This window comes from Streptomyces sp. NPDC001351 (assembly GCF_042896045.1).
In the GTDB taxonomy this organism is placed as follows: Bacteria; Actinomycetota; Actinomycetes; order Streptomycetales; family Streptomycetaceae; genus Streptomyces.
This window is the reverse complement of the sequence record NZ_JBIAWS010000013.1, coordinates 170,545-196,478: the sequence shown is the minus strand read 5'-3', so window position 1 is coordinate 196,478 and position 25,934 is coordinate 170,545. Positions and strand designations below refer to the sequence as shown.

The 25,934-nt window shown below is 70.3% G+C and carries 20 protein-coding genes; 6 read left to right on the top strand and 14 right to left on the bottom strand.

Translation table 11 applies throughout. The features are described 5' to 3' along the window. Window positions 1-143: 143 nt before the first annotated feature. From ACFY1U_RS38235 to ACFY1U_RS38190, 10 genes are all read right to left on the bottom strand, one after another. A complete protein-coding gene (locus ACFY1U_RS38235) occupies window positions 144-1,916 on the bottom strand; it encodes an IucA/IucC family protein (RefSeq protein WP_390698652.1) in 1,773 nt (590 codons plus the stop codon). After that, window positions 1,913-2,452, bottom strand: coding sequence for a GNAT family N-acetyltransferase (locus ACFY1U_RS38230; protein ID WP_390698651.1), 540 nt, complete (start codon window positions 2,450-2,452; stop codon window positions 1,913-1,915). Before ACFY1U_RS38230 ends, ACFY1U_RS38235 begins: the two co-directional genes overlap by 4 nt. Then, window positions 2,449-3,741, bottom strand: coding sequence for a lysine N(6)-hydroxylase/L-ornithine N(5)-oxygenase family protein (locus tag ACFY1U_RS38225; RefSeq protein ID WP_390698650.1), 1,293 nt, complete (start codon window positions 3,739-3,741; stop codon window positions 2,449-2,451). The genes ACFY1U_RS38230 and ACFY1U_RS38225 overlap by 4 nt, the downstream gene beginning before the upstream one ends. Further along, the gene (gene desA / locus ACFY1U_RS38220; protein ID WP_390698649.1) at window positions 3,725-5,167 is read right to left on the bottom strand and encodes a lysine decarboxylase DesA; all 1,443 of its coding nucleotides are present in this window, start codon (window positions 5,165-5,167) and stop codon (window positions 3,725-3,727) included. Before desA ends, ACFY1U_RS38225 begins: the two co-directional genes overlap by 17 nt. 131 nt (window positions 5,168-5,298) lie before the next feature. Continuing rightward, window positions 5,299-6,132, bottom strand: a complete 834-nt coding sequence (locus ACFY1U_RS38215) for a siderophore-interacting protein (protein ID WP_390698648.1) — start codon at window positions 6,130-6,132, stop codon at window positions 5,299-5,301. Between the two features lie 105 nt (window positions 6,133-6,237). Then, a complete protein-coding gene (locus ACFY1U_RS38210; protein WP_390698647.1) occupies window positions 6,238-7,284 on the bottom strand; it encodes an ABC transporter substrate-binding protein in 1,047 nt (348 codons plus the stop codon). Window positions 7,285-7,433: 149 nt separating this feature from the next. Further along, window positions 7,434-8,594 carry an acyl-CoA dehydrogenase family protein gene (locus tag ACFY1U_RS38205; RefSeq protein ID WP_390698646.1) on the bottom strand — a complete coding sequence of 387 codons (1,161 nt, stop codon included), beginning with the start codon at window positions 8,592-8,594 and terminating at the stop codon, window positions 7,434-7,436. An 8-nt stretch (window positions 8,595-8,602) separates the two neighbouring features. Then, on the bottom strand, window positions 8,603-9,526 hold the full coding sequence (locus tag ACFY1U_RS38200) for a hydroxymethylglutaryl-CoA lyase (RefSeq protein WP_390698645.1): 924 nt from the start codon (window positions 9,524-9,526) through the stop codon (window positions 8,603-8,605). Then, a complete protein-coding gene (locus ACFY1U_RS38195) occupies window positions 9,523-11,463 on the bottom strand; it encodes an acetyl/propionyl/methylcrotonyl-CoA carboxylase subunit alpha (protein WP_390698644.1) in 1,941 nt (646 codons plus the stop codon). Before ACFY1U_RS38195 ends, ACFY1U_RS38200 begins: the two co-directional genes overlap by 4 nt. Window positions 11,464-11,474: 11 nt before the next feature. Continuing rightward, window positions 11,475-13,091: a carboxyl transferase domain-containing protein gene (locus ACFY1U_RS38190; RefSeq protein WP_390698643.1), complete on the bottom strand. Its 1,617-nt coding sequence runs from the start codon at window positions 13,089-13,091 to the stop codon at window positions 11,475-11,477. A 95-nt stretch (window positions 13,092-13,186) separates the two neighbouring features. On the opposite strand from ACFY1U_RS38190, the gene ACFY1U_RS38185 reads away from it, so the two are divergent. From ACFY1U_RS38185 to tesB, 3 genes are all read left to right on the top strand, one after another. Then, window positions 13,187-13,783 (top strand): TetR/AcrR family transcriptional regulator, encoded by a 597-nt coding sequence (locus ACFY1U_RS38185; protein WP_390698642.1) that lies wholly within the window; start codon window positions 13,187-13,189, stop codon window positions 13,781-13,783. A 169-nt stretch (window positions 13,784-13,952) separates the two neighbouring features. Next, entirely contained in the window at window positions 13,953-15,110 is a 1,158-nt protein-coding gene (locus ACFY1U_RS38180) for an acyl-CoA dehydrogenase family protein (protein ID WP_390698641.1), read from the top strand. A gap of 57 nt (window positions 15,111-15,167) precedes the next feature. Beyond that, on the top strand, window positions 15,168-16,034 hold the full coding sequence (gene tesB, locus ACFY1U_RS38175; protein ID WP_390698640.1) for an acyl-CoA thioesterase II: 867 nt from the start codon (window positions 15,168-15,170) through the stop codon (window positions 16,032-16,034). 16 nt (window positions 16,035-16,050) lie between these two features. Here the strand turns inward: tesB and ACFY1U_RS38170 are convergent, their stop codons facing one another. Both ACFY1U_RS38170 and ACFY1U_RS38165 read right to left on the bottom strand, forming a co-directional pair. Then, window positions 16,051-16,839: a phosphatase gene (locus ACFY1U_RS38170; RefSeq protein ID WP_390698639.1), complete on the bottom strand. Its 789-nt coding sequence runs from the start codon at window positions 16,837-16,839 to the stop codon at window positions 16,051-16,053. Between the two features lie 130 nt (window positions 16,840-16,969). Then, a complete protein-coding gene (locus ACFY1U_RS38165; protein WP_390698638.1) occupies window positions 16,970-18,442 on the bottom strand; it encodes a PucR family transcriptional regulator ligand-binding domain-containing protein in 1,473 nt (490 codons plus the stop codon). Window positions 18,443-18,564: 122 nt separating this feature from the next. Here ACFY1U_RS38165 and ACFY1U_RS38160 point away from each other — a divergent pair, with 122 nt between their 5' ends. The 3 genes from ACFY1U_RS38160 to ACFY1U_RS38150 all read left to right on the top strand — a co-directional run bounded on the left by ACFY1U_RS38160 (window position 18,565) and on the right by ACFY1U_RS38150 (window position 22,766). Next, window positions 18,565-20,025 (top strand): sodium:solute symporter, encoded by a 1,461-nt coding sequence (locus tag ACFY1U_RS38160; protein WP_390698637.1) that lies wholly within the window; start codon window positions 18,565-18,567, stop codon window positions 20,023-20,025. A 66-nt stretch (window positions 20,026-20,091) separates the two neighbouring features. Next, on the top strand, window positions 20,092-21,081 hold the full coding sequence (gene speB, locus ACFY1U_RS38155; protein WP_390698636.1) for an agmatinase: 990 nt from the start codon (window positions 20,092-20,094) through the stop codon (window positions 21,079-21,081). Then, a complete protein-coding gene (locus ACFY1U_RS38150) occupies window positions 21,078-22,766 on the top strand; it encodes a thiamine pyrophosphate-binding protein (protein WP_390698635.1) in 1,689 nt (562 codons plus the stop codon). Before speB ends, ACFY1U_RS38150 begins: the two co-directional genes overlap by 4 nt. Window positions 22,767-22,770: 4 nt before the next feature. On the opposite strand, the gene ACFY1U_RS38145 is transcribed toward ACFY1U_RS38150, so the two are convergent. Next, a complete protein-coding gene (locus tag ACFY1U_RS38145) occupies window positions 22,771-23,574 on the bottom strand; it encodes an endonuclease I family protein (protein WP_390698634.1) in 804 nt (267 codons plus the stop codon). A 132-nt stretch (window positions 23,575-23,706) separates the two neighbouring features. Next, window positions 23,707-25,902, bottom strand: a complete 2,196-nt coding sequence (locus tag ACFY1U_RS38140; RefSeq protein WP_390698633.1) for an ArnT family glycosyltransferase — start codon at window positions 25,900-25,902, stop codon at window positions 23,707-23,709. Window positions 25,903-25,934 lie beyond the last annotated feature (32 nt).

Here is a 25,934-nt window from a genome sequence, read left to right as displayed (position 1 = left end):
TCTGACCGCCGGTGGGGGCTGGTCGCGCCCACGCGGCGGAGCCGCACATTGATACAGCCCCGCGCCCCTAAGGGCGCTACAGGCGCCGGACGTCGACGGGCGCCCCCGGAGGACCGTACTCCGGGGACGCCCGTCCGTCTTGATCAGAACCCCGCGACGGGGTTTTTGAGGGTTCCGATCAGTTGGAGGGCGGCCGCCGGGTCTGCCAGGTCGACCATCTGCCTGTTGTTGCGGAGCTGGAGCCGGTTGAGGCAGGACAGTGCGAACTCCGGGGCGAACATGTCGTACCGTTCGAACTTCTCGGCGAGTTCGGGGACCGACGCCTGGTACTCGCGGGTGACCTCGGCGACCGTCCGCCAGAAGTCGTCCTCCTCCAGGATTCCCTCGGTCGCGAGGTTCGCGGCGAGGAAGCGGAAGAAGCAGTCGAAGACGTCCGTGAAGACCGACAGGAGTTTCTTGTCCTCCGGGACGTCCACGCGCAGCCGCTCCACCGTCGGCGGCAGCACCGCGTCCGGGTCCATGACGGCGATCTCCTCGGCGATGTCCTTGTAGATCGCGCGCTGTACGACCCCGTCCTTCAGGACCAGGATCACGTTCTCGCCGTGCGGCATGTAGACCAGGTCGTAGGCGTAGAAGCTGTGCAGGAGCGGGGTGAAGTACGCCCGCAGGTAGTGCCGCAGCCACTCCGTCGGCGCCAGGCCCGACTGCTCGATCAGCGCGCCAGCGACGGACGCGCCCTCGTGGTCGACGTGGAGGAGGTAGGCCATGGTGGCGAGCGACTCGCCGTCTCGGAGGCCGGAGACCGGGCTCTCGCGCCAGAGGGCCGCGAGCATCTTTCGGTACGGCGAGTAGCGGTCCGTGGCCTTCTCGTACTCCAGGTGCCGGTAGCCGACCGCGGCCCGCTCGCGGATGACCGACAGGCCGGTGGACTTCAGCACCGGGTCGCCCTCGATGAGCTGCGCCAGCCAGTCGTTGATGGCCGGGGTGGCCTCCATGTAGGCGGCCGACAGTCCGCGCATGAAGCCCATGTTGAGGACCGACAGGGCGGTCTTCACATAGTGCTTCTCGGGGTGCGAGCTGTTGAAGAAGGTCCGGATGGACTGCTGCGCCAGGTACTCGTCCTCGCCCTCGCCCAGGCACACCAGGTGCCGGCGGGCGACCTCGGCGGCGAAGGTGACGGTGAGCTTGTTCCACCACTGCCAGGGGTGGACGGGGACGAGGAGGTAGTCGGCGGGGTCCAGGTCCTGCTCGCGCAGGATGCCGTGGAACCGCTCGACGGTCTGCTCGCCCAGCTCCTCCCGTACGAAGGTCTCGTACTCGATCCCGGCCCCCGCCGTGAAGGCGGCGCGCGACCTGTGCGCGGCCAGCCACACCAGACGGACGGGGCTCGCGGTCTCGGGGGCGTACGACAGGTACTCGTGGATGCCGAAGCCGAGCCGTCCGTTGTTGGCGACGAAGCAGGGGTGGCCCTCGGTCATACCGGCCTCGACGGCCTGGAAGCCGGAGCGGGCCAGCTCGGCGGCCGGGATCTGCGGCTTGGTGAGCTTGTAGCAGGTGCCGGAGAGGGTGGAGGAGATCTCCTCCAGGTAGACCGGGAGGATCTCGTCGCTCAGGCCCAGCGCCCCCCTCAGCTCGATGAAGAAGTCCAGGGCCGCGAGGGGGAGTTCGGTGCCGTCGCGGTGGCGGGTGATCGAGAGGGCGTCGATCTGCCAGTGGTCGAGGGCGCGGCGCGTGGCGGTGAAGCGGTAGCGGGTCAGGCCGTCGTCGCTGCGGACGACGTACCCGTTCGCGCCGGTGGCTTCCGGCGTGAGGAGGCGCTCGTGCGCGAACTCGGCGAGGGCCTTGCGGACCAGTAGGCGGTTGGCCTGCTCCCAGCGCTCGGGGGAGAGGTGGGCCACGGCGTCGGCGAGGGTCATGCGGGCACCACCGCGTTCTCGAACTGCTCGCGCGTGCAGAAGCTCAGCAGCGCCTTCTTCTCCGGCTTCTGGATCTCGCGTTCGGGCACGAATCCGACGGCCTCGTTCAGGGCGTGGACGGCCCTGTTGGAGACGTCCGGCTCGACGACGACGCGCCGCACCGCCGGGTCCTCGAAGAGGCGCGCCATCACAGCGGTGATCACGGACCGGGTGAAGCCGTGCACGGGCGCGTCGGTGGCGGGGGTCAGGAAGTGCATGCCGATGTCGCCCGGCTGCGGCTCGTAGAGGCCGACCAGTTCGCGGTGGGCGGGGTCGTAGTACTCCATCAGGAAGGCGGGTGCGCCGTCCCTGTCGAGCCCGAGCAGCGCGTGATGGTGCTCGTCGGCCGCGATCTCCGTGTAGGCGCGCTCGACGTCCTCCGGTTTCGCGTCCTGCATCATCCAGAACGCGGCCTTGGGGTGGGTGACCCAGCGGTGCAGGAGTTCGGCGTCGGTCAGCGGGTCGAGGGGGCGGAAGGTGAAGATCGTCGGGCTCATGCGGTGAACTCCTGGAACGCGATGGTCTTCTCGACCGGGTAGTACTCGGTGCCGAGCAGCTCGCGGATGATGTAGCTGTTGCGGTAGGCGCCCATGCCCAGGTCGGGGCTGGTGATGCTGTGCGTGTGCACGCCGGCGTTCTGCAGGAAGACGCCCCGGCCCGTGGTGTCGATGGCGTAGTTGCGGGCGACGTCGAAGTTGCCGTGCGCGTCGTAGAGCAGCCGGTCGCGTACGGGCTTCAGGAACTCCGGCTCGGCGTACTTGTAGCCGGTGGCCAGGATCAGCCCCTCGGACTCGATCTTGTAGTCCTTCTCCTGCTCCTCCTGACGGAAGGAGAGCGTGTACGCCCCGTTCTCGTAACGGGCGCTGTTCAGTGAGGAGTTGGTGAGCAGACGCGTGGGCACGGGGCCGCCGAGGTTCTTCTGGTAGAGCAGGTCGAAGATCTCGTTGATCAGGTCGCCGTCGATGCCCTTGAACAGGCCCTTCTGCTCGGCCGCGAGCCGGTAGCGGGTGGCCTCCGGCAGCTCCCGGTAGTAGTCGATGTACTCCGGGGAGGTCATCTCCAGCGTGAGCTTGGTGTATTCGAGGGGGAAGAAGCGCGGGGAGCGGGTGACCCAGTTCAGCCGGTAGCCGTGGACGTCGATCTCGCTGAGCAGGTCGTAGTAGATCTCGGCGGCGGACTGACCGGAACCGACGAGGGTGATCGACTCCTTGCGCTGCAGCTGCGCCTTGTACTGCAGATACCGGGAGTTGTGGATGAAGTCACCGCCCAGGTTCCGGCAGGACTCGGGGATGTGCGGCGGGGTGCCCGTGCCCAGGACCAGGTGACGGGCGCGGTACACGGCTCCGCCTTCGGTGCGTACGAGGTAGGTCTGTGCCCCTTCGTCGTACGTCACCTCGGTGACCGTCGTGCTGAAGCGGACGCTGGTCAGGTGGTTCGCGGCCCAGCGGCAGTAGTCGTCGTACTCGACGCGAAGGGGGTAGAAGTTCTCGCGGATGTAGAACGAGTACAGCCGCCCCTTCTCCTTCAGATAGTTGAGGAAGGAGTACGGCGAGGTCGGGTCGGCGAGGGTGACCAGGTCCGACAGGAACGGGGTCTGCAGATGGGCGCCGTCAAGGAACATGCCCGCATGCCACTCGAAGTCCGGCTTCGACTCCAGGAAGACGCCGTCGAGCTCGGCGATCGGCTCGGTCAGACAGGCCAGGCCGAGGTTGAACGGGCCGAGCCCGATCCCCACGAAGTCATGAGTCACAGAAAGAGGGGTCGGGTTTTCAGGACGCGCGGTCAAGGGACTCTCCCAGGTACTGCTCGGCGTGGCCGGCTATCAGGTCCAGGACGGCGGCGATGTCCTCGGTCGTCGTTCCGGGGTTGAGCAGGGTGAACTTCAGGTAGTGGCGGCCGCCCACCTTGGTGCCCGCGACCACCGCGTCACCGGAGGCGAACAGGGCTCTCCGGGCGTACAGGTTGGCGCGGTCGATCTCGGCCGGGTCGGTGACGGCGGCCGGGATGTAACGGAAGACGAGGGTGGAGAGGGAGGGCCGGACGACCACGTCGAAGCGGGGGTCGGCGGCGAGGAGGTTCCAGCCCTCCTGTGCCAGGTCGCACACCTCGTCGAAGAGTTCGCCGATGCCGTCGGCGCCCATCACGCGCAGCGTCATCCACAGCTTGAGGGCGTCGAAGCGGCGGGTGGTCTGCAGGGACTTGTCGACCTGGTTGGGGATGCGCTCGGTGACCATACGGCGCGGGTTGAGGTACTCCGCGTGGTAGGTGGCGTGGCGCAGGGTCGAGGCGTCCCGCACGAGCACGGCGGACGAACTCACCGGCTGGAAGAAGGACTTGTGGTAGTCGACGGTGACCGAGTCGGCGCGCTCGATGCCCTCGATGCGGTCCCGGTACTTGAGCGAGGCGAGCAGCCCGCAGCCGTACGCCGCATCCACGTGCAGCCAGGCGCCGGACCGGGCGCACAGCTCGGCGATCTCCGGCAGCGGGTCGATGGAGCCGAAGTCGGTGGTGCCCGCGGTGGCCACGACGGCCATGGGGATCAGGCCGTCCTTCCGGCAGCGCTCCAGCTCACGGGCGAGGGCGACGGTCTGCATCCGCTTGTCGAGGTCGACGGGGATCGAGACCACCGCGTCCGGCCCGAGGCCGAGCAGTTTCGCGGACTTCTGCACGCTGAAGTGGCCGACCTCGGAGGCGAAGATGCGCAGTTTCGCCAGAGAGTCGCTCTTGGCCTCCTCGCGGGCCAGCAGCAGCGCCTGCAGGTTGGACTGGGTGCCGCCGGAGGTGAACACGCCGTCCGCGGCGGGGCCGAGACCGATACGGGCGGTCGTCCAGTCGATGAGCTTGCGCTCGATCAGGGTGCCACCGGCCGACTGGTCCCAGGTGTCCAGCGAGGAGTTGACGGCGGACAGGACGGCCTCGCCGAGCACCGCCGGGATGACGACCGGGCAGTTGAGGTGGGCGAGGTAGCGGGGGTGGTGGAAGTAGACCGCGTCGCGGAGGTAGACGTCCTCCAGCTCGTCCAGGACCGCGCCGGTGTCGCCCAGCGGCCGGTCGAGGTCGATGGCGTCGATCCGGGGAGCGAGCGCGTCGACGGTGACACCGGTGAACGGACGGTCGGTGGTGGCGAGTTTGGCCGCCACCCGCTCGACTCCTTCGGTCACGGAGCGGCGGTAGTGCTCCGCGGTCAGGTCATTGAGCAGGTGCGAACGCATTGGGGGTCCTCCGGTGGGGACGGTCCGTGCGGGCGGGGGTGAGGGACGAGGCGACCGGTCTGACCTCGATCAACTTAGGTAAGCCTAACCTAAGTCACTTGGGTTTGATCCCGCCCCTCCCGTGACCGCCGTCACTCCTGTTCGCGCAACTGCTCCTCGCTCAGGCCCTGTCGCCAGTAGCCGACGAAGGTGACCCGCCGCCGGTCGATCCCCCGCTCCCCGACGAGGTGCCGCCGCACCTGCTTCACGCTTCCGCTCTCGCCCGCGATCCAGGCGTACGGGTGCTCGGCGGGCGGGAGTCGGTCGGTGCGCAGGGCGTCGAGGACCATGGGGGACCCCTCGACGCCGTCTGCGCCCCGGACCAGCCAGGTGATCTCGGCGTCGGCCGCGGTCACCAGGTCCTGGATGTCCCCGGCGTCGTGCACCTCCAGCCAGACCCGGGCGCGGGCATCGGCAGGCAGCGACTCGAGGATCGCCGACACGGCAGGAAGGGCGGTCTCGTCCCCCCAGATCAGCATCAGATCGGTGTCCGCGGGCGGCCGGAAACGGATCGCCCGGTTGTCCGCGACCGCGGGCCCGAGCACCACGACACGATCCCCGGCGGCGGCCCCCGCGGCCCACCGCGAGGCGAGGCCGGCCGGGGTGTGCAGCACGAAGTCGATGTCGATCTCGTCGGGCGCGCGCCGCAGGCTCCGCAGTGTGTACGAGCGCATCACGGCCCGTACGCCGTCGGGCAGTTCATGCCAGCCCTGCCACCAGCCGTCGCCGAGTTCGTACGGTACGGCGGGCTCGCTCTGCCCGGGGTGCGGCAGGAAGAGGGACAGGGACTGATCCCGTCCGTGGGAGGCGAAGTACTTCAGGTCCTCCCCGGCGAATGTCACCCGCACCAGAGACGACCCGAGCCGCCTCGTCCGTACGACGTGCAGGGCAAAGAAACGGAACGGGGCGGCTACGGCGGTGGTCACATGTGCTCCCTGAGTTGACGCGCCCCGTAGGGGCGCGGGGAACTGCGCGACCAGCCACGACGGACCCGCAGTTCATCACGGTGGTGTGGGCCTACGGCGGAGTGTCTAGCTGACCTTCTTCGCCTTCTCCAACGCCTCGGCGAGGTTCGTGAGAAGCGGCGTGCACTTGTCGTAGGACAAGATCGGCTCGGGCGACCGGGAGATGACCTGCCCGGCCTTCACCGCCGGCAGTTTCTTCCACGTCGCCTTGGTGATGTCAGCCGGCTGAATGGCCGACGACCGGTCGTCCATCATGATGACGTCGGCCTTGTACTTGTCGACGTTCTCCCAGCTCAGCGACTCGAACCAGCCCCCACCCTTGGCCTTCGCCTTCTCCGGGGGCTCGACGAAGTTCACGCCGAGCGCCTTGAAGTACTCCAGGTCGATGGAGAGGTTCGTACCGGAGACGTAGAAGAGCTCGTCGCTCGCGGAACCGGCCAGCACCTTGATGTCGGGCTTGGCCTTCGCGGCCCTGCGCAGCCGGGCGGCGGCCGCCTCGAACTTCTTCTTCGCCCCGGTGACCTTCGCCGCCGTCATGTCCGCGCCGAGCGACTCCGCGAGCGCCCACATGCGCTGCAGCGGCTCGGTCAACTGGCGGTCGTAGACGGAGATGCCGACGCTGGGAGCCAGCTTGGCGATCTTGTCCTTGGAGGTCTCGGGGACGTACCAGAGGGTGCCTGTGGCGTCGAACATCGTGGAGATGAGCAGGTCGGGCGCGAGGGCCGCGTACTTCTCGACGTTGAACTGGTCCCAGACGTTGCCGAGGATCGTGACCTTGCTGATGTCCATGTCGCCGGCCTGGACGTCGGGCTTTCCGTCCGCCGTCCTGGTGGGGCCGAAGACGCCCTTGACGCTGATGCCGTAGTCATGGAGCGCGGCGGCGACACCGGTGAACGCGACGATGTTCGAGGGCACCTCGTCGAGCTTCACCGTCGTGCCGCGGTCGTCCTTGAAGGACCAGGGGCCGGACTTGGCGGCGGTCGTCCCGTTGCCGGAGCCGCCGCTTTTCGCGTCGTCGTCGCCGCAGGCCGCGAGCACGGCCCCGAGGCCGAGGGCGCCGCCCGCGGCGAGGATGCCGCGCCGGGTCGGATGGGTGGCTCTGGCGTTGGACATGCGGTGGCTGCTTTCGAACGGGGCGGAACGCCCGCCGGACGACTTTGAACGTAGGTTAGCCTAACCTAACTCGATGTCCAGGGGTGCGGGCGTCCCGGCCCGAACCTGTCAGCAGCCTGTGAGCCGGAGCCGTGGTGCCGTGCCTGCGATCAGCCCGCCAGCCCCAACTCCCTTGCGATCAACATCCGTTGGACCTCGCTGGTGCCCTCGCCGATCTCCAGGATCTTGGAGTCGCGCCACATGCGGGCCACCGGGTACTCGTTCATGAAGCCGTAGCCGCCGTGGATCTGGGTGGCCTCACGCGCGTTGTCGACGGCGACGGTGGAGGAGTAGAGCTTGGCGAGCGCGGCCTCCTTCTTGAAGGGAGCGCCGCTCACCAGACGGGCGGCCGCGTCGCGCCAGGCCAGCCGGGCGGTGTGGGCCTTCATCTCCATGTCGGCGATCTTGAACTGGATGGCCTGGTTGGCGCCGATGGGACGGCCGAAGGCCTGGCGTTCCTTCGCGTACTTCACGGACTCGTCCACGCAGCCCTGGGCGAGCCCGGTCGCGAGCGCGGCGATGGCGATCCGGCCCTCGTCGAGGATGCGCAGGAACTGGGCGTAACCGCGGCCCTTCTCGCCCAGCAGGTTGGCGGCCGGGACGCGGACGTCCGAGAAGGACAGCTCACGGGTGTCCGAGGCGTTCCAGCCGACCTTCGAGTACGGGGCCGCGACCGTGAAGCCCGGGGTGCCGGACGGGACGATGATCGAGGAGATCAGCGGTTTGCCGTCCGGCTTGCGGCCGGTCACCGCCGTCACCGTGACCAGGCCCGTGATGTCCGTGCCGGAGTTGGTGATGAAGCACTTGGTGCCGTTGATGACCCATTCGTCCGTCTCCTCGTCGAGGCGGGCCGTCGTACGGGTGGCTCCGGCGTCGCTGCCGCCGTCCGGCTCCGTGAGGCCGAAGGCACCGAGGATCTCGCCCGAGCACAGACGCGGCAGCCACTGCTGCTTCTGTGCCTCGGTGCCGAAGAGATGGACCGGCATGGCGCCCAGGGAGACACCGGCCTCCAGGGTGATGGCCACGGACGAGTCCACGCGGGCCAGTTCCTCCAGCGCCACGCCCAGCGCCAGATAGTCGCCGCCCATGCCGCCGTACTCCTCGGGGAACGGCAGCCCGAACAGGCCCATGCGGCCCATCTCGCGGACGATCTCGTAGGGGAACTCGTGGTGCTCGTAGAACTCGCCGATCTTGGGCGCCACGACGTCGTGCGCGAACTCCTCGACGGTGCGCCGGAGTTCCTCCAGCTCGGGGGTCAGGCGGTAGTCCATGGCTGTGATCACTGCTCCTGGTGGGAGAGGGCTCGGACGGTGCGGGACGGGCTGGGTCGGCCCAGTTGTTCGGCCATCCACACGCTGGTGGCGACGAGGCGGCCGAGGTCGACTCCGGTGTCGATGCCGAGACCCTGAAGCATCCACACAAGGTCCTCGGTGGCGAGATTGCCGGTGGCGGACTTGGCGTACGGGCAGCCGCCGAGCCCGCCGGCGGAGGCGTCGACCGTGGTGACGCCGTACTGGAGGGCGGCCAGGGTGTTGGCGAGGGCCTGGCCGTAGGTGTCGTGGAAGTGGACGCCCACCGTCTCGACGGGGACGTCCAGGTCGGTCAGCAGGGCGCGTACGTGGCCCGGCGTCGCGACCCCGATCGTGTCGCCGAGGCTCAGTTCGTCGCAGCCCATGTCCAGCAGGGCCCTGCAGACCCGGACCACCTGGGGGATCGGGACCGCCCCCTCCCAGGGGTCGCCGAAGCACATGGAGAGGTAGCCGCGGACATGGACCTGCTGGGACTTGGCGCGGGCCACCACCGGTTCGAACATGGCCAGCGCCTCGTCCACCGTGCGGTTGAGGTTGGCCTTGGCGAAGGACTCCGTGGCGCTGGCGAACACCGCGACGCGACCGGCGCCGAGCGCCAGGGCGCGATCCAGGCCGCGTTCGTTCGGGACGAGGACCGGGAGGTCCACCGGCAGATCGCTGATCTGCGGGAACAGCTGCTCGGCGTCGGCGAGTTGGGGCACCCACTTGGGATGCACGAAGCTCGTCGCCTCGATCGTCGTGAGCCCCGCGTCGGCCAGGCGGCGGACGAACTCCGCCTTCACCTGAGTCGGCACCGTCGACTTCTCGTTCTGCAGGCCGTCACGCGCGCCGACCTCGTGGATGCGGACGCGGGCCGGCAGACCGGGAGCGGGTACGGCCATGGGCAGCGTCATTTCTCCTCCTCCGCCGAGTTCTCGACCGGTGTGATGACCGCGAGCACCTGGTCCATGGCGACCGTCGTGCCCGGAGTGACGTCCAGTTCGGCGACCGTGCCGGCGTGCGGGGCGGAGATGACGTGCTCCATCTTCATCGCCTCGACGACCAGCAGGCTCTGCCCGGCACTCACCTCGTCGCCGACGGCGACCTTCACCACCGTGACCGTGCCGGGCATGGGCGCGGTCAGCGAGTCGGCGCCCGCGTGCCGCGCACCCGTGAGGGACGCGGCGACCGGGTCGTGGTCGCGCACGTGCCAGGCGTCGCCGTCGCGGCCGATCCAGTCGGCGGCGCGGTGGAAGGTGTGACGGACGCCGTCGAGGGTGACGGAGACGGTGTCGTCGGTGAGGGTGTGGCTGCCGCGCGGCACGTACTCCACGGGGTCCTGCACCCGCAGGTGGAAGCCGACGGGCTTCGGTACCCCGCCCAGACGCCAGCCGCTCGGCACGGAGAACGGGTCGGTCCAGCCTTCCCCGCGTGGCTCCAGGGCCTCCAGCCGTACGGCCGCCGCCGCCTCGTACACCTCGTCCGGTACGTCCGTGAAGACGAGGCCGTCCACCTCCCGCTCCACAAGCCCGGTGTCCAGCTCGCCCGCGACGACGGCCGGATGGGCCAGCAGCCGCCGCAGGAACCCGGCGTTCGTCTGCACGCCCAGCGTCACCGTCTCCGCGAGGGCGGCCCGCAGCTTGCGGATCGCCGTCTTCCGGTCCGGCCCGTACGCGATCACCTTGGACAGCATCGGGTCGTACAGCGAACCGACCTCCGAGCCCTCGCTGAGCCCGGAGTCGGTGCGGATGCCGTCGCCCTGCGGTTCGCGCAGCCGCAGCACCGTGCCACCGGACGGCAGGAACCCGCGCGAGGGGTCTTCAGCGCACACCCGGGCCTCGATCGCGTGCCCGGTCAGCGTGATGTCGCCCTGCTTGTACGGCAGTTGTTCGCCCGCCGCCACCCGCAGCTGCCATTCCACCAGATCGAGGCCGGTGATCAGTTCGGTCACCGGGTGCTCCACCTGGAGCCGGGTGTTCATCTCCATGAAGTAGTACGAGGAGGGGTCCCCGCCCGGCACGATGAACTCCACCGTGCCCGCGCCCCGGTACCCGCACGAGCGGGCCGCCTGGACCGCCGCCTCGCCCATCGCGGCCCGGGTCTCCTCGTCGAGGAGCACGCTGGGCGCCTCCTCGATGATCTTCTGGTGCCGGCGCTGCAGCGAGCACTCGCGCTCGCCCAGGTGCACCACGTTCCCGTGCCCGTCCGCCAGGACCTGGATCTCGATGTGCCGGGGCCGGTCCACCCACCGCTCGACGAGGAGCGTGTCGTCGCCGAAGGAGGCGCGGGCCTCGCGGCGGGCGGCGGCGATCTCGTCCGCCAGTTTCTCCGCGTCCCGCACCAGCCGCATGCCCTTGCCGCCACCGCCGGCCGACGGCTTCAGCAGCACCGGCATCCCGATCTCCCGGGCGGCGTCCGCGAGTCGGTCGTCGGAGAGCCCGCTGCCACTGGACCCGGGGACGACCGGCACCCCGGCCGCCTTCACCGTCTCCTTGGCGCGGATCTTGTCGCCCATGAGAGCGATGGCCTCCGCGGGCGGCCCGATGAACACCAGCCCCGCGTCGGCGCACGCGCGTGCGAAGCCGGCGTTCTCCGCGAGGAAGCCGTACCCGGGATGGACGGCCTGGGCGCCGGTGCGCGCGGCGGCCTCCAGCAGCCGCTCCACCGAGAGGTAGCTCTCGGCCGCGGGCGCCGGACCGATCCGTACCGCCGTGTCGGCCTCCCGGACATGCCGTGCGTCGGCGTCGGCGTCGGAGAAGACGGCCACCGAGCGCACGCCCAGCGAGCGGAGCGTACGGATCACGCGGACCGCGATCTCGCCCCGGTTGGCCACGAGCACTGTGTCGAACATGGGTCCCCTCCTCACATCCGGAAGACGCCGAACTGGGGCTCACCCAGCGGCGCGTTGGCACAGGCGGTCAGCGCGAGGCCCAGCACCTGCCTGGTCTCCAGCGGGTCGATCACGCCGTCGTCCCAGAGGCGGGCGGTGGCGTAGTAGGCGTTGCCCTGGCGCTCGTACTGCTGCCGGATCGGCGCCTTGAAGGCCTCCTCGTCCTCCGTCGGCCAGTCCTGGCCCTGGGCCTCCAGCTGGTCCCGCTTGACGGTCGCGAGGACGGAGGCGGCCTGCTCGCCGCCCATGACGGAGATCTTGGCGCCGGGCCACATCCACAGGAAGCGGGGGGAGTAGGCGCGGCCGCACATCGAGTAGTTGCCCGCGCCGTAGGAGCCGCCGACCACGACCGTCAGCTTCGGCACGCGGGTGCAGGCCACGGCCGTCACCATCTTCGCGCCGTGCTTGGCGATGCCGCCCGCCTCGTAGTCCTTGCCGACCATGAAGCCGGAGATGTTCTGCAGGAACACCAGAGGGATGCCGCGCTGGTCGCACAGCTCGATGAAGTGGGCGCCCTTCTGGGCGGACTCGGAGAACAGGATGCCGTTGTTGGCGACGATCCCGACCGGATGGCCGTGGATCCGGGCGAAGCCGGTGACCAGGGTCTGCCCGAACTCGGCCTTGAACTCGGCGAAACGGGAGCCGTCGACCACGCGCGCGATGATCTCCCGGACGTCGTACGGAGTGCGGGGGTCGACCGGTACCGCGCCGTAGAGGCCGTACGGATCCACCTTGGGTTCCGCGGCCGCCGTGACCTCCCAGGGCAGCGGTCCGCGCGCGGGGAGCGTGGCGGCGATGTTCCGCACGATCCTGAGCGCGTGCGCGTCGTCCTGAGCCAGGTGGTCCGTCACACCGGAGACCCGGGAGTGCACCTCGCCGCCGCCGAGCTCCTCGGCGGTCACCACTTCACCGGTGGCCGCCTTCACCAGGGGCGGGCCGCCCAGGAAGATGGTCCCCTGGCCCCGGACGATGACCGCCTCGTCGCTCATCGCCGGCACATACGCCCCGCCCGCCGTGCACGACCCGAGGACCGCGGCGATCTGCGGGATCCCCGCCCCGGACAGCCGGGCCTGGTTGTAGAAGATCCGCCCGAAGTGGTCACGGTCCGGGAAGACCTCGTCCTGCATGGGCAGGAAGGCGCCCCCGGAGTCGACCAGATAGATGCACGGCAGGCGGTTCTCCAGGGCCACCTCCTGGGCGCGCAGATGCTTCTTCACCGTCATCGGGTAGTACGTGCCGCCCTTGACGGTGGCGTCGTTGGCGACGACCACGCACTCGCGGCCACTGACCCGTCCGATCCCGGCGATGACCCCGGCGGCGGGTGCGGCCCCGTCGTACATCCCGTCGGCGGCCAGCGGCGCCAGCTCCAGGAACGGCGAGCCCGGGTCGAGCAGCGTGTCCACCCGGTCCCTCGGCAGCAGCTTCCCGCGCGCGGTGTGCCTGGCCCGCGCCTTCTCGCCGCCGCCGAGCCGCGCCGCGGCCAGCTTGCCGCGCAGCTCCTCGACGAGCGCGCGGTGCGCCGCCTCGTTGGCCCGCCAGGCCTCCGACGCGGGATCGGCCGCGCTCGTCAGCTCCGGTGCCTCGTGCATCCTGCGGTCCCCTCACCCAGTGGTCGACTGTTAATGAGCGTTAACCATTTCCTTCAGGTTAACGACCGCTAACCTCCCTGTCTAGAATTGCTTCCATGGCCACCAGAACCGACGCCCCCACCCGCCGCGAGCAGATCCTCAAGGAGGCCGCGCGACTGTTCGCCGAGCGCGGTTTCCACGGGGTCGGAGTCGACGAGATAGGTGCCGCCGTCGGCATCAGCGGCCCCGGCCTCTACCGTCACTTCGCGGGCAAGGACGCGATGCTCGCCGAGCTGCTGGTGGGGATCAGCGGCCAGCTGCTGACCGGCGCCAAGCGGCGCCTGGCGGAAGCGGACGGCGGTTCTGCGGACGCGGTCCTCGACTCGCTCATCGAAGGGCACATCGACTTCGCGCTCGACGACCGCCCCCTGATCACCCTGCACGACCGCGAGCTGGACCGCCTCCGGGACAGCGACCGCAAGCTCGTGCGGCAGCTGCAGCGGCAGTACGTCGAGCTGTGGGTGGAGGTGCTGCGGGAGGTCTACCCGGGCATCGCGGAACCCGCCGCCCGCTCGGCGGTGCACTCCGTCTTCGGCCTCCTGAACTCGACCCCGCACCTGGGCCGCCCCGGCTCGCTCCCGGGCCGCGGGGCGACGGCGGAGCTGCTGCACCGGATGGCGCGGGGCGCCTTCGCGGCGGCCGGGGCGGAGTGACGAGCGTTACGGGATCGCCTCTGGACGCCATTCGTACTCGCCGGTACGGTTGTTTTCTGAGCAAGCGCTTAGCCATCGGCCGCAACCATCAATTGAGGAACCCCGACGGCGAGCAACCAGGTACGCGAGAGCGGCGCCGGTTTAGGCGCACAGAAGGGTGGTGGCGGTAGTGCGCCGTACTGTGTTCAACGAGGACCACGAGGCGTTCCGGGAGACCCTCCGGGCCTTCATCGAGGCCGAGGTCGTTCCCGTCTACGACGAGTGGTTCGCCGCGGGCCAGGCGCCGCGCGACTTCTACTACAAGCTCGCCGAGCTCGGCATCTTCGGCATCCGCGTGGACGAGGAGTACGGCGGCGCCGGCATCGACTCGTACAAGTTCGAGGCCGTGATGTACGAGGAGACCGCGCGCGCGGGCGTGCAGTTCGGCGGCTCCGGTGTGCACGTGCTGCTCGGCCTGCCGTACATCAAGATGCTCGCCACCGACGAGCAGAAGAAGCGCTTCCTTCCGAAGTTCGTCTCCGGTGAGGAGATGTGGGCCCTCGCGATGACCGAGCCGGGCACCGGCTCCGACCTCGCGGGCATGAAGACCACCGCCAAGCTGAGCGAGGACGGCACGCACTACGTCCTCAACGGCGCCAAGACCTTCATCACCGGCGGCGTCCACGCCGACCGTGTGATCGTCTGCGCGCGCACCTCCGCGCCCACCGCCGAGGACCGCCGCTTCGGCATCTCCCTGTTCGCCGTCGACACCAAGTCCGAGGGCTACTCCATAGGCCGCAAGCTCGACAAGCTCGGCCTGAAGACCTCCGACACCGCCGAGCTGGCGTTCGTCGACGTGAAGGTCCCGGTCGAGGACCTGCTCGGCGAGGAGAACAAGGGCTTCTACTACCTGGGCCACAACCTGGCGTCCGAGCGCTGGGGCATCGCCTTCGGCGCCTACGCGCAGGCCAAGGCGGCCGTGCGGTTCGCCAAGGAGTACGTCCAGGAGCGCACCGTCTTCGGCAAGCCCGTCGCGTCCTTCCAGAACACCAAGTTCGAGCTGGCCGCCTGCCAGGCCGAGGTGGACGCCGCCGAGGCCGTCGCCGACCGCGCCCTGGAGGCTCTCGACGCCGGTGAGCTGACGCCCGCCGAGGCCGCCTCAGCCAAGCTGTTCTGCACCGAGGTCGCCCACCGCGTGATCGACCGCTGCCTCCAGCTGCACGGCGGCTACGGCTTCATGAACGAGTACCCGATCGCCCGCCTGTACGCCGACAACCGCGTCAACCGCATCTACGGCGGCACCAGCGAGATCATGAAGTCGATCATCGCCAAGAACATGGGCCTGTAAGGCCCGCGAAACCCCAGGCAACCCAGAGAAAACGACTGGCGGGTACAACTGTCTGCCATGAGCCAGGCACTCCAGGGTCTCCTCGATCTGCTCGACCTCGAGCAGATCGAGGAGAACATCTTCCGCGGCCAGTCCCGGTCCGCCGTCGTCCCGCGCGTCTTCGGCGGGCAGGTCGCGGCCCAGGCGCTGGTCGCCGCAGGGCGCACGGTCCCCGCGGAGCGGCACGCCCACTCGCTGCACGCGTACTTCCTGCGCCCCGGCGACCCGGGCGCCCCGATCGTCTACCAGGTCGACCGCATCCGTGACGGCCGCTCCTTCACCACCCGCCGGGTGGTCGCCGTCCAGCACGGCAAGCCGATCTTCCACCTCTCGGCGTCCTTCCAGACGGACGAGGAGGGCCTCGACCACCAGACGCCGATGCCGGCGGCGCCCGACCCGGTCACGCTGCCCACCTCCCACGAGCGGCTGCGCGGCTACGGCCACCTCGACCCCGCGGTGGTGGAGAAGTTCCTGGAGGCGCGCGAGGCCGTCGACCTGCGCTATGTCGAGGAGCCGCCGTACGGGAGGTTCGGCGAGCCGCGCGAGCCGCACTCCCAGGTGTGGTTCCGCACCAACGGCAAGCTCGACGACGACCCGCTGCTGCACGTCGTCCTCGCCACCTATGTCTCCGACATGACCCTGCTCGACTCGGTGCTGCTCGCGCACGGCCGGGGCGGCTGGGCCGTCGGCGACGTGGTCGGCGCCTCGCTCGACCACGCCATGTGGTTCCACCGGCCCTTCCGCGCCGACGAATGGCTGCTGTACGACCAGGAGTCACCGACGAGCCACGGCGGCCGCGGGCTCGGCCAGGCCCGGATCTACACGCAGGACGGGCAGCTGGCCATCTCGGTGATCCAGGAAGGGCTGGTCCGGGTCCCGCGGTGACGGGACCCCCGGACCGTCAGGACAGCCCCGCCTCCGCCAGCAGAAACGCCGTCATCGGGTCGTAGTGGCGTGGGCTCGGCACATGGTCGTCGAGCGGGACCGTCACCTGTACGGTGCCCTCGGCCTCGGCGAGGAAGAGTGCCGGGTCGTTGCAGTCGGCGTAGCCGACGGAGTCGACGCCGTGCTGGCCTGCGTAGCCCGCCCAGCCGTGGTCGGCGACGACCAGGTCCGGCAGCGGGCGGCCCTCCTCCTCGAGGGCCGTGAGGATCGCCTTCATCGGCTCACCGGAGTGCGTGTGCCACAGGGTGGCGCCGTGCTCCAGGACCGCCACGTCCGCGAGTTGCCACACGTATCCCTCTTCGGTCTGCAGGCCCTCCGGGATCACCACGATCTCGCAGCCGGCGGCGCGCAGTGCCGCGGCCGTGGCGCGGTGCACGTCGAGCAGACCGCCCGGGTGGCCGGTCGCGAACAGCACCCGCTGCTGCCCCTCGGCCGCCTTGCGCAGCCGGGCCGCCATCCGCTCCAGACCGCCCACCGTCAGCTCGGGGTCGATGGTGTCCTGGCCGTACCGGTACTCGGGGTCGTCGTTCACGCCCACCCGCTCCGCCATCACCGCGAGCACGTCCTGCTCGTCGGTCCACCGGTCGCCGAGTTCCAGGCCGAGCCAGAAGTTGCGGACGCCGTTCGCGAGCTGGCGGTAGTGGGAGAGGTTGTTCTCGCGCGGGGTGGCGACGTCGCCCGCGATGCGGGTCTTCACGAGGTGCTCGAGGAGCTCGGCGCGGCTGGGTGTCCCGGGTATCGGCATGAAACCCATTGTGAGGCAGCCGACTGTGCGATTCCCTGGCGTCCGGCGCGCTGGGACGCGCGTCACGTACTCAGCGACATGGGCCCGAGTACCTATGGCCCTCTAGCCGCCCTACCTGTCGCCGTCGTATCTACCGCTGCCGCAGCGCGAACCACAGCTCCATGCGTACGTCCGGGTCGTCCAGGTCCATGTCGAGGAGCGCGGCGCAGCGGGCGATGCGCTGGCGGACCGTGTTGCGGTGCACGGACAGGGCGACGGCCGTACGGTCCCAACTGCCGTGCAGGGAGAGCCAGGTGCGCAGGGTCTCGGCCAGCGCGGAGGTGCCCGCGATCGGGGCGAGGAGCGTACGGGCGTGCGCCGCGGCCTCCTCGGACGGGACCAGGTCGGCGAGGCCCGCCCGGTCGCCGTGCCGGACCAGCGTCGTGCGGGTGGCGCGGGCGCGGGCCAGCGCGCGGGCGGCCTGGGTGTCGGCGGACGGCCATCCGGACGGGGGCGAGACGGCGCTGACGCCCAGCGTCCAGCCCGGCTGGGCGGCGGGTTCGCGGTCGGCGGGCACCAGGACCCGTACGACGTCCTCGGCCAGGTCGACCAGCGGCGAGCCGAGGGCCGCGCCCAGCGCCGAGGCGGCCACCGGGTCGGGCGCCTGCGCGTCCGGCCGGGCGTGCACCACCAGCCACGGGCCGGGCCCGAGGAGGGCGGCCACGTCCGCCGGCGGCGTCCCCAGCAGCAGCCGTACCAGCGCGGACGACCGTGCCGCCCCGGTGCCGCTCTGGTGCTCGCCGGTGAGGAGGGAGAGCAGGACCGCGGCTACGGAGGCGATGGTGTGATCGCCTGGTTCCCGCTGCGGCGCGGCGACCCCGAGAACGAAGCCCTGCCCGGCGCCGAGCGAGTAGGCGGCGAGGTGGGTGCCGGCGGCCGTGTCGGTGGCGGAGGTGGGCGTCCCCGGACCGGAGGGGCGTACGACCTGCGCGAGCAGGGCCAGCGCCGCACGGACGCCGGTCTCCGCCGGGCGACCCGCTGAGGCGATCTCCGCTCCTTCCGGCCCGTACAGCACCGCCCGGCCGCCCACCCGCTGGGCCAGCTGCCGCAGCACCGACGGCACCGGGTCCGGGCGGGAGGCCGCCGCCGCGAGGCTCTGCTGGGCCTCCGTCACACGGCGCAGTTCGGCGAGGCGGGCCTGGGCCATCAGCTGCCAGACGGCGCGGGCGATACCGGAGAACGTGGTCTGCTCAGGGACCTCGACGAGCGGCAGTTCGTGCGCGTCGCACGCCGCGACCAGGGCGCGCGGCACCGTGTCGTGCACGGGAGCCAGCCCGAAGCCGAGGGCCGCGCCGCCGGCCGCCACGATCCTCGCCACGTAGTCGTCGAAGTACGTGCCCGAACCGGCGGCCTCCGGGACATGGACCCCCGCCGTCAGCAGCAGTTCCCCGCCCAGCAGATACGGGTACGGGTCGGCCATCTCCGAGGTGTGCGCCCAGTGGATGACGATGTCCGGATCGGCCGGCCCGGCGATCTGCCGCAGGGCCAGGTCCTCACGGGCCAGGAGGGCCGACAGGGGCACAGGTGGCGTGGGTGGCGTGGCGGGAACCGCGGGATCCGGCATGGTGTGCGCTTCCTCCACCTCGTACGGCTCGCATGGATGAAACGTACACTTCGCAGTCGCTTTTCAGCCACCTAGTGTCAGTGCTCATCACCCGCCGGCGACACCGAGCGAAGGAGGGCCCCGTGGCCATCGACTACACAGTGATCGTCGTCTATCTGGCCGGAATGCTGGCCATGGGCTGGTGGGGCATGCGCCGCGCCAGGTCGAAGAGCGAGTTCCTGGTCGCGGGGCGCCGCCTCGGGCCCGCCATGTACTCCGGCACCATGGCCGCGATCGTCCTCGGCGGCGCGTCCACCATCGGCGGCGTCGGCCTCGGCTACCAGTACGGCCTCTCCGGCGCCTGGATGGTCTTCACCATCGGCCTGGGGCTGCTCGCCCTGTCCGTCTTCTTCTCCGCCCGTATCGCGCGCCTGAAGGTCTACACCGTCTCCGAGATGCTGGACCTCAGGTACGGCGGCCGCGCGGGCGTCATCTCCGGTGTGGTCATGTGGGCGTACACCCTCATGCTCGCGGTGACCTCCACCATCGCGTACGCCACGATCTTCGACGTCCTCTTCGACATGAACCGCACCGTCGCGATCGTCCTCGGCGGCTCGATCGTCGTCGCGTACTCGACGCTCGGCGGCATGTGGTCGATCACGCTCACCGACATGGTGCAGTTCGTGGTCAAGACCATCGGCGTGCTGCTCCTGCTTCTGCCGATCGCCGTCGTGAAGGCGGGCGGCTTCTCCGAGATGAAGGCCAAGCTGCCCACCGCGTACTTCGACCCGCTGGGCATCGGTGGCGAGACGATCTTCACCTATGTCCTGATCTATACGTTCGGCATGCTCATCGGGCAGGACATCTGGCAGCGCGTCTTCACCGCCCGCAGCGACACCACGGCGAAGTGGGGCGGCACGGTCGCGGGCACCTACTGTCTGGCGTACGCGCTCGCCGGCGCCGTCATCGGCACGGCCGCCAAGGTGCTGTACCCGAAGCTGGGCAGCCCGGACGACGCCTTCGCGACCATCGTCAAGGACGAACTCCCGGTCGGCGTACGGGGGTTGGTGCTGGCCGCCGCCCTGGCCGCCGTGATGTCGACCTCGTCCGGCGCGCTGATCGCCTGCGCGACCGTGGCCAACAACGACATCTGGTCGCGGCTGCGGGGAGCCGTACGCAGGTCCGACGGCGAGCACGACGAGGTGAAGGGCAACCGCGCCTTCATCCTGCTCATGGGCCTCGCGGTGATCGGCACCGCGATCGCGCTCAACAACGTCGTCGAGGCGCTGACGGTGGCGTACAACCTGCTGGTCGCCGGGCTCCTCGTCCCCATCCTCGGCGGGCTGCTGTGGAAGCGCGGCACCGTGCAGGGCGCCCTCGCCTCGGTGATCGTCGGCGGCCTCGCGGTCATCGGCCTGATGGCCGGCTACGGCATCCTCGCCAACGAGCCCGTCTACTACGGTCTTCTGTCGTCCCTCGTCGCATATGTGGCGGTCTCCCTGGGGACGAAGCCCACGGACGAGGTCGTCCTCGCCACCTGGCGCGAGCGCCTCGCGGGACGGTCGCCCGAACTCGCGTCCGAACCGGTCCCGGCTCCCCAGTAGAGTCGTACGAGAATCATTACTTATCGCTCCATACGCGACGAAGCGTAGGAAAGAAGGCATCAGCCCATGAGCAGTAACGAGACGCCCCGCGGCCCCGTCGACTCCTCCCGCATCCCGCGGTACGCCGGACCCGCGACCTTCGCGCGGCTGCCCCGCCTCGACGAGGTCGGCCGTGCGGACGTCGCGGTCGTGGGCGTCCCGTTCGACTCCGGCGTCTCGTACCGGCCGGGCGCCCGCTTCGGCGGCAACGCCATCCGCGAGGCGTCCCGGCTGCTGCGGCCCTACAACCCGGCGCAGGACGCGTACCCGTTCGCGCTGGCGCAGGTGGCGGACGGCGGGGACATCGCCGTGAACCCGTTCAACATCAACGAGGCCGTGGAGACCGTCGAGGCGGCGGCGGACGAGCTGCTGGGCACGGGCGCACGCCTGATGACCCTGGGCGGCGACCACACCATCGCGCTGCCGCTCCTGCGGTCGGTCGCGAAGAAGCACGGCCCGGTCGCGCTGCTCCACTTCGACGCGCACCTCGACACCTGGGACACGTACTTCGGCGCCGAGTACACGCATGGGACGCCGTTCCGGCGGGCCGTTGAGGAGGGCATCCTCGACACCTCGGCGCTGTCGCACGTGGGCATCCGGGGGCCGCTGTACGGCAAGCAGGACCTGGCCGACGACGAGAAGATGGGCTTCGGCATCGTGACCTCGGCGGATGTGATGCGGCGCGGCGTGGACGAAGTCGCCGACCAGCTGCGGCAGCGCATCGGCGACCGCCCGCTGTACATCTCGATCGACATCGACTGTCTCGACCCGGCGCACGCGCCCGGCACGGGCACCCCGGAGGCGGGCGGCATGACCTCCCGCGAGCTGCTGGAGATCCTGCGCGGCCTGGCCTCCTGCAACCTGGTCTCGGCGGACGTCGTCGAGGTGGCGCCCGCGTACGATCACGCGGAGATCACGTCGGTGGCCGCGTCCCACACGGCGTACGAACTGACCACGATCATGTCCCGGCAGATCGCCGCGGCCCGCACGGAGAACAAGGGGAACGAGGGCAAGTGACCCACGACCACGACCTGGAACTGCGCCCGACTCCGGCGCAGATATCCGCCGCTTTGAACCCCCCTCCCGGCCGCAACGGCGGAGACCTGGTCGTGGAGACGCTCGCCGGACTCGGCGCGACGACGGTCTTCGGGCTGCCCGGCCAGCACGCACTGGGCATGTTCGACGCGCTGCGGCGGTCGGCGCTGCGGTATGTGGGCCTGCGGGTGGAGAACAACGCGGGGTTCGCGGCGGACGCGTACGGCCGGATCACGGGCGAGGCGGCGCCGCTGCTCCTGTCCACCGGCCCGGGAGCCCTGACCTCCCTGGCCGCGCTCCAGGAAGCGGCCGCCGCCTCGGCGCCAGTGCTGGCGATCAGCAGCCAGATCCCGACGGCGGGGCTGGGCGGCGGCCGGCACGGCTATCTGCACGAACTCCCGGACCAGGCGGCCTCGTTCCGGGGCGTGGTCAAGTCGGTCCACACGGTCCGCACCCAGTCCCAGATCCCCTCCGCGATCGCGGCGGCCTGGAAGTCGGCGCTGACCGCCCCGCACGGCCCGGTGTGGGTGGAGATCCCGCAGGACGTCCTGCTGGCGCAGACCTCGCTGCCGGTGGTGACGGGGGCGGACGCGACACCGGAGGCCCTGGCGCCGCGCCCCGAACTGACGGCGGTGGCCGCCGACCTGCTGTCCCGTGCGGCCCGCCCGGCGATCATCGCGGGCGGGGGAGTGGTACGGGCGGACGCCTCGGGCAAACTGCGGCAGCTGGCGGAGGTGTTGCAGGCGCCGGTGGTGACGACGCCGGGCGGCAAGGGCGCCTTCCCCTGGAAGCACCCCCTCTCCCTCCAGTCCTGGATCGAGGACCGCCACACGACGGACTTCCTGGAGGACGCGGACGTCCTGCTGGTGGTCGGCTCGGGCCTGGGTGAACTCTCCTCGAACTACCACACGTTCAAGCCGCGCGGCCGGGTCGTCCAGATCGAGGCGGACCTCGGCAAACTGGAGTCGAACCACCCGGCGCTGGGGATCCACGCGGATGCACGACTGGCGTTGCAGGCGCTGCTGGAGACGGTGTCGGAGCGCACGGACCCCACGGCACCGGAGCGGGTCAGGACGGTCCTGTCGAAGGTCGCCGAACGCATCGCCTCCCAGGAACTGACCCTGGAACAGGACGTGTTGACCTCGGTCCGCCGGGCCCTCCCCGCCGACTCCCCCTCCTTCTGGGACATGACGATCCTGGCCTACTGGGCCTGGTCGGCCTTCGACGCCAAGGGCCCCAACCTCCTGCACTCCGCGCAGGGCGCCGGCGGCCTCGGCTACGGCTTCCCGGCAGCCCTGGGAGCAGCGGCGGCGGACCCGACCCGCCCGGTCCTGGCGGTGTCGGGCGACGGCGGCGCCCTGTACTCGATCGCGGAACTGGCGACGGCCCGCCAGTACGCCCTGAACGTCACCTGGCTGATCATCGACGACGGCGGCTACGGCATCCTGCGCGCCTACATGACGGACGCCTTCGGCCAGGCGACGGCGACGGAGCTGTCACGGCCGGACTATGTGGCGCTCGCCGAGTCCTTCGGCGTCCCGGGGGTGCGTACGGCCCCCGAGACGCTCGAGACCGACCTGGCGAAGGCGCTGTCGCAGCCGGGGCCCTCAGTGGTCGTGCTTCCGGCGGTGCTGCGGATGTTCGCGCCCACGCATCTGGACGGCTGACCGGCTACCAGATCGCGTCCACCCACTCCGGGTGGTCGATGAACGGGTTGCGGTTGTGCTGGTAGGTGTCGTAGATGACCTGGTTGCGCTTCTCCTCGAAGGCGCTCGGCGGGTCCTGGTCGTTCCACTGCTTGAGGACCGAGAGCTTGCCGATGTACGGGTTGCTGCCGTTGTTGACCTTCTCGTCGGGCTCCAGGTCTGGGAAGCCGTCGCCGCCGTCGTAGCGCACGGCCATGTAGAGGATCATGCGGGCGACGTCACCCTTGTCCGCGTCGCGCGGTTCGAAGGAGTCGGAGTCGACCTTGCTGCCACCGCCGCCCGTGACCGTGCTGCCGCCGTTGTCGAAGTCCAGGTTGCCGCGGATGCTGTTGACCTGGACGTCGGCCGGGCGCAGATGGTGCAGGTCGGTGCCGGGGCCGGTCGCGGTGCCGAAGTCGCCGTGGGACTTGGCCCATACGTGCTCGCGGTTCCAGTCGCCGGTGTCGCCGCCGCTGAGGGACTTGGAGCGGGAGACGCCGCTGTAGAGCAGGATGACGTTGTTGCTGTTGTTCGGGTCCTGGTCGGTGACCTTGAGCGCGTTCCAGACCGCGTCGTACGAGATCTTCGTCTGGCTGCTGATGATCGTGTGCAGGGAGGACTTGAGGCTCGCGCCCGTCTTGCCGATCGCGTTCTTGTAGTACGTCGAGTCGTAGTCGGTGGTCGTGGCGCCGGCCGGAGTCGCGGTCACGGCCGGGGCGGTGAGGCCGACCAGGACGGCCGCGGTGGCCCAGGCCACCGACTTCCAGCGGCGGGTGCGTGTCGCCGTCATGTGGGGGTTCCCATCTACGCGGGTTGAGTGGAGGCGGCAAGAAGGAGGGTGACATGAACATGAGGTCCATAGGTAAACGGAACGTAAAAAGGGGCCCGACCGTGTGGTCGGGCCCCTCGGTGTCGGTGTCCGTCAGCTGACGTCCGACGGGTCCAGGCGGTAGAGCGACGACGAGCTCGAACGGGACGAGGAGGTCGAGGAGGACGAGGAGTTCGTTTTCGGGGCCGCGTTCGCTGTCGAACTCTTGCTGTACGCGCTCTCCTTGACCGCCGTGCCGTGCTGCTTCACCCAGTTCGACACCTCGGTGCTGAGGTTGTTTCCGCCGCCGGGGCCGCCGCCCCTGCCGCCGCTGCCGATCTGGACGTAGTGCAGCTCGCCCTTCTTCACCAGCTCCTTGAGCCTGGCGACCGTCATCGCGTTGTCGGAGCCGGTGAAGCCCCACATGGAGATGACCGGTTCCCTGGCGCTGAGCTCGATCTGGGCGGCGCTCTGCGAATTGGACACCGCGAGCAGCCACTTGGCGCCGTCCCGGTGCTCCTTCAGGTACGAGATGAGCTCGCTGTCCGCGCCGCCCATGCCGCCGCCCATGCCACCGGGACCGAAGCCGCGCTGTCCGGACGTGCCGCCCGACTCCCCGTTGCCGCCGGGGGTTTGGCCGGGTGCTTGACCGCCACCTTGCTGGGTGCCGCCCGGCAGTTCACCGTTCTGGCCCTGCTGCCCGCCGCGGGGGAAACCGCCCGCCCGGGTGCCGCCCGGCAGCTCGCCGCCGCCCGGGAAGCCGCCGCGGCTGCCGCCGGGTCCGCCGCCGAAGCCGCTTCCCGTGGAGGGACCGGCCGTCGGATTGGTGCCGCCCATCATTCCGCCGGAGGATCCGAAGGCCGGCGAGGCCGCGTACGCCGTCGGGCCCGCGAGGGCCGCGATCACCGCCGTCGCCACCGATGCCGTCAGCAGCCGGGCGCGGGAGCCCGAGCGGAACACCAACATGCCGACGACGCCGGCCACGGTGAGGACGCCGATCGTGGGCCACAGCCAGGTGTTCCAGCCGGAGGCCCGGCGCAGCAGCACGATCGCCCAGATGCCCGTGACGCCGAAGGCGACCGGGAGCACCCACGCCCAGCGCTTGTCGCGGCGGAAGGCGTCCAGCAGCATCGCGCCACCGCCGCCGCACAGCGCCGCGATGCCCGGGGCGAGCGCGGTCGTGTAGTACGGGTGCATGGTGCCCTGGGCGGTCGCGAAGATCACGTAGTGCAGCAGGGTCCAGCCGCCCCACAGGACCAGTGCCATCCGGCGCGGGTCCGTGCGCGGGGCGCGCCCGCACAGGACCAGGCCGCCGATCAGGGCGATCGCGGAGAAGGGCAGCAGCCAGGAGATCTGGCCGCCGAGGATGTCGTTGAACATCCGGCCCAGGCCCGCGGAGCCGGAGAAGCCGCCGCCTCCACCGCCACCTCCGCCGTTGCCCTCGCCGCCGAGGACACGGCCGAGGCCGTCGTAACCCATGATCAGGTTCCAGGCGGAGCCGTCCGTGGAGCCGCCGATGTAGGGCCGGTCGGAGGCCGGGACCAGTGAGACGGCGACCGCCCACCAGAAGCTGGAGACGGCCAGGACGATCGCGGCGAGCAGCAGGTTGACGGCGCGCTTCACCCAGGGAGCCTTCGACGCGTAGAGGTAGAGCGCGAAGACGGCCGGGAGGGCGATCCAGCCTGCGAGCAGCTTGGTGTTGAAGGCGAGGCCGAAACAGGCGGCCGATCCGAGCAGCGGCAGCAGCTTCTCGTCACGGGTGGCGCGGAACGCCAGCGCCGCGCCCGCCACCATGAGGAAGACGAGCAGGGTGTCCGGGTTGTTGTCCCGGTTGATGGCGACGGTGATCGGTGTGAGCGCCAGCACCAGCGCGGCGACGGTCGCCGCGCCGTGGCCCCACACCCGCTTCACGGAGGTGTGCAGGATCCAGATCGTGGCGAGGGCGACCACGATCATCGGCGCCATCATCTGCCAGGTGCCGAAGCCGAAGACGCGGCACGACAGGCCCATGACCATGGTGGCGAACGGCGGTTTGTCCACGGTCAGGAAGTTGCCCGGGTCCAGCGACCCGAAGAACCACGCCTTCCAGCTCTGCGTGCCCGCCCAGACGGCACCGCTGTAGAAGGTGTTCATGCTGGAGCCTGAGAGGTTCCAGGCGTACAGGGCCGCCGCCAGGACGAGAATCGCGATCAGCGCGGGCAGCGACCAGCGGGGCGCCTTGTCCGGGGGCACAACGGGCGGGGCCGGCGGCCGCCTGTCGGCGGACACGGTTTCGGTGGTGTGGGGGAGTGGATCGGTGGCAGATGTCACGAGCGCATCGTGCAGAGGCGGAGTGAGCGCGC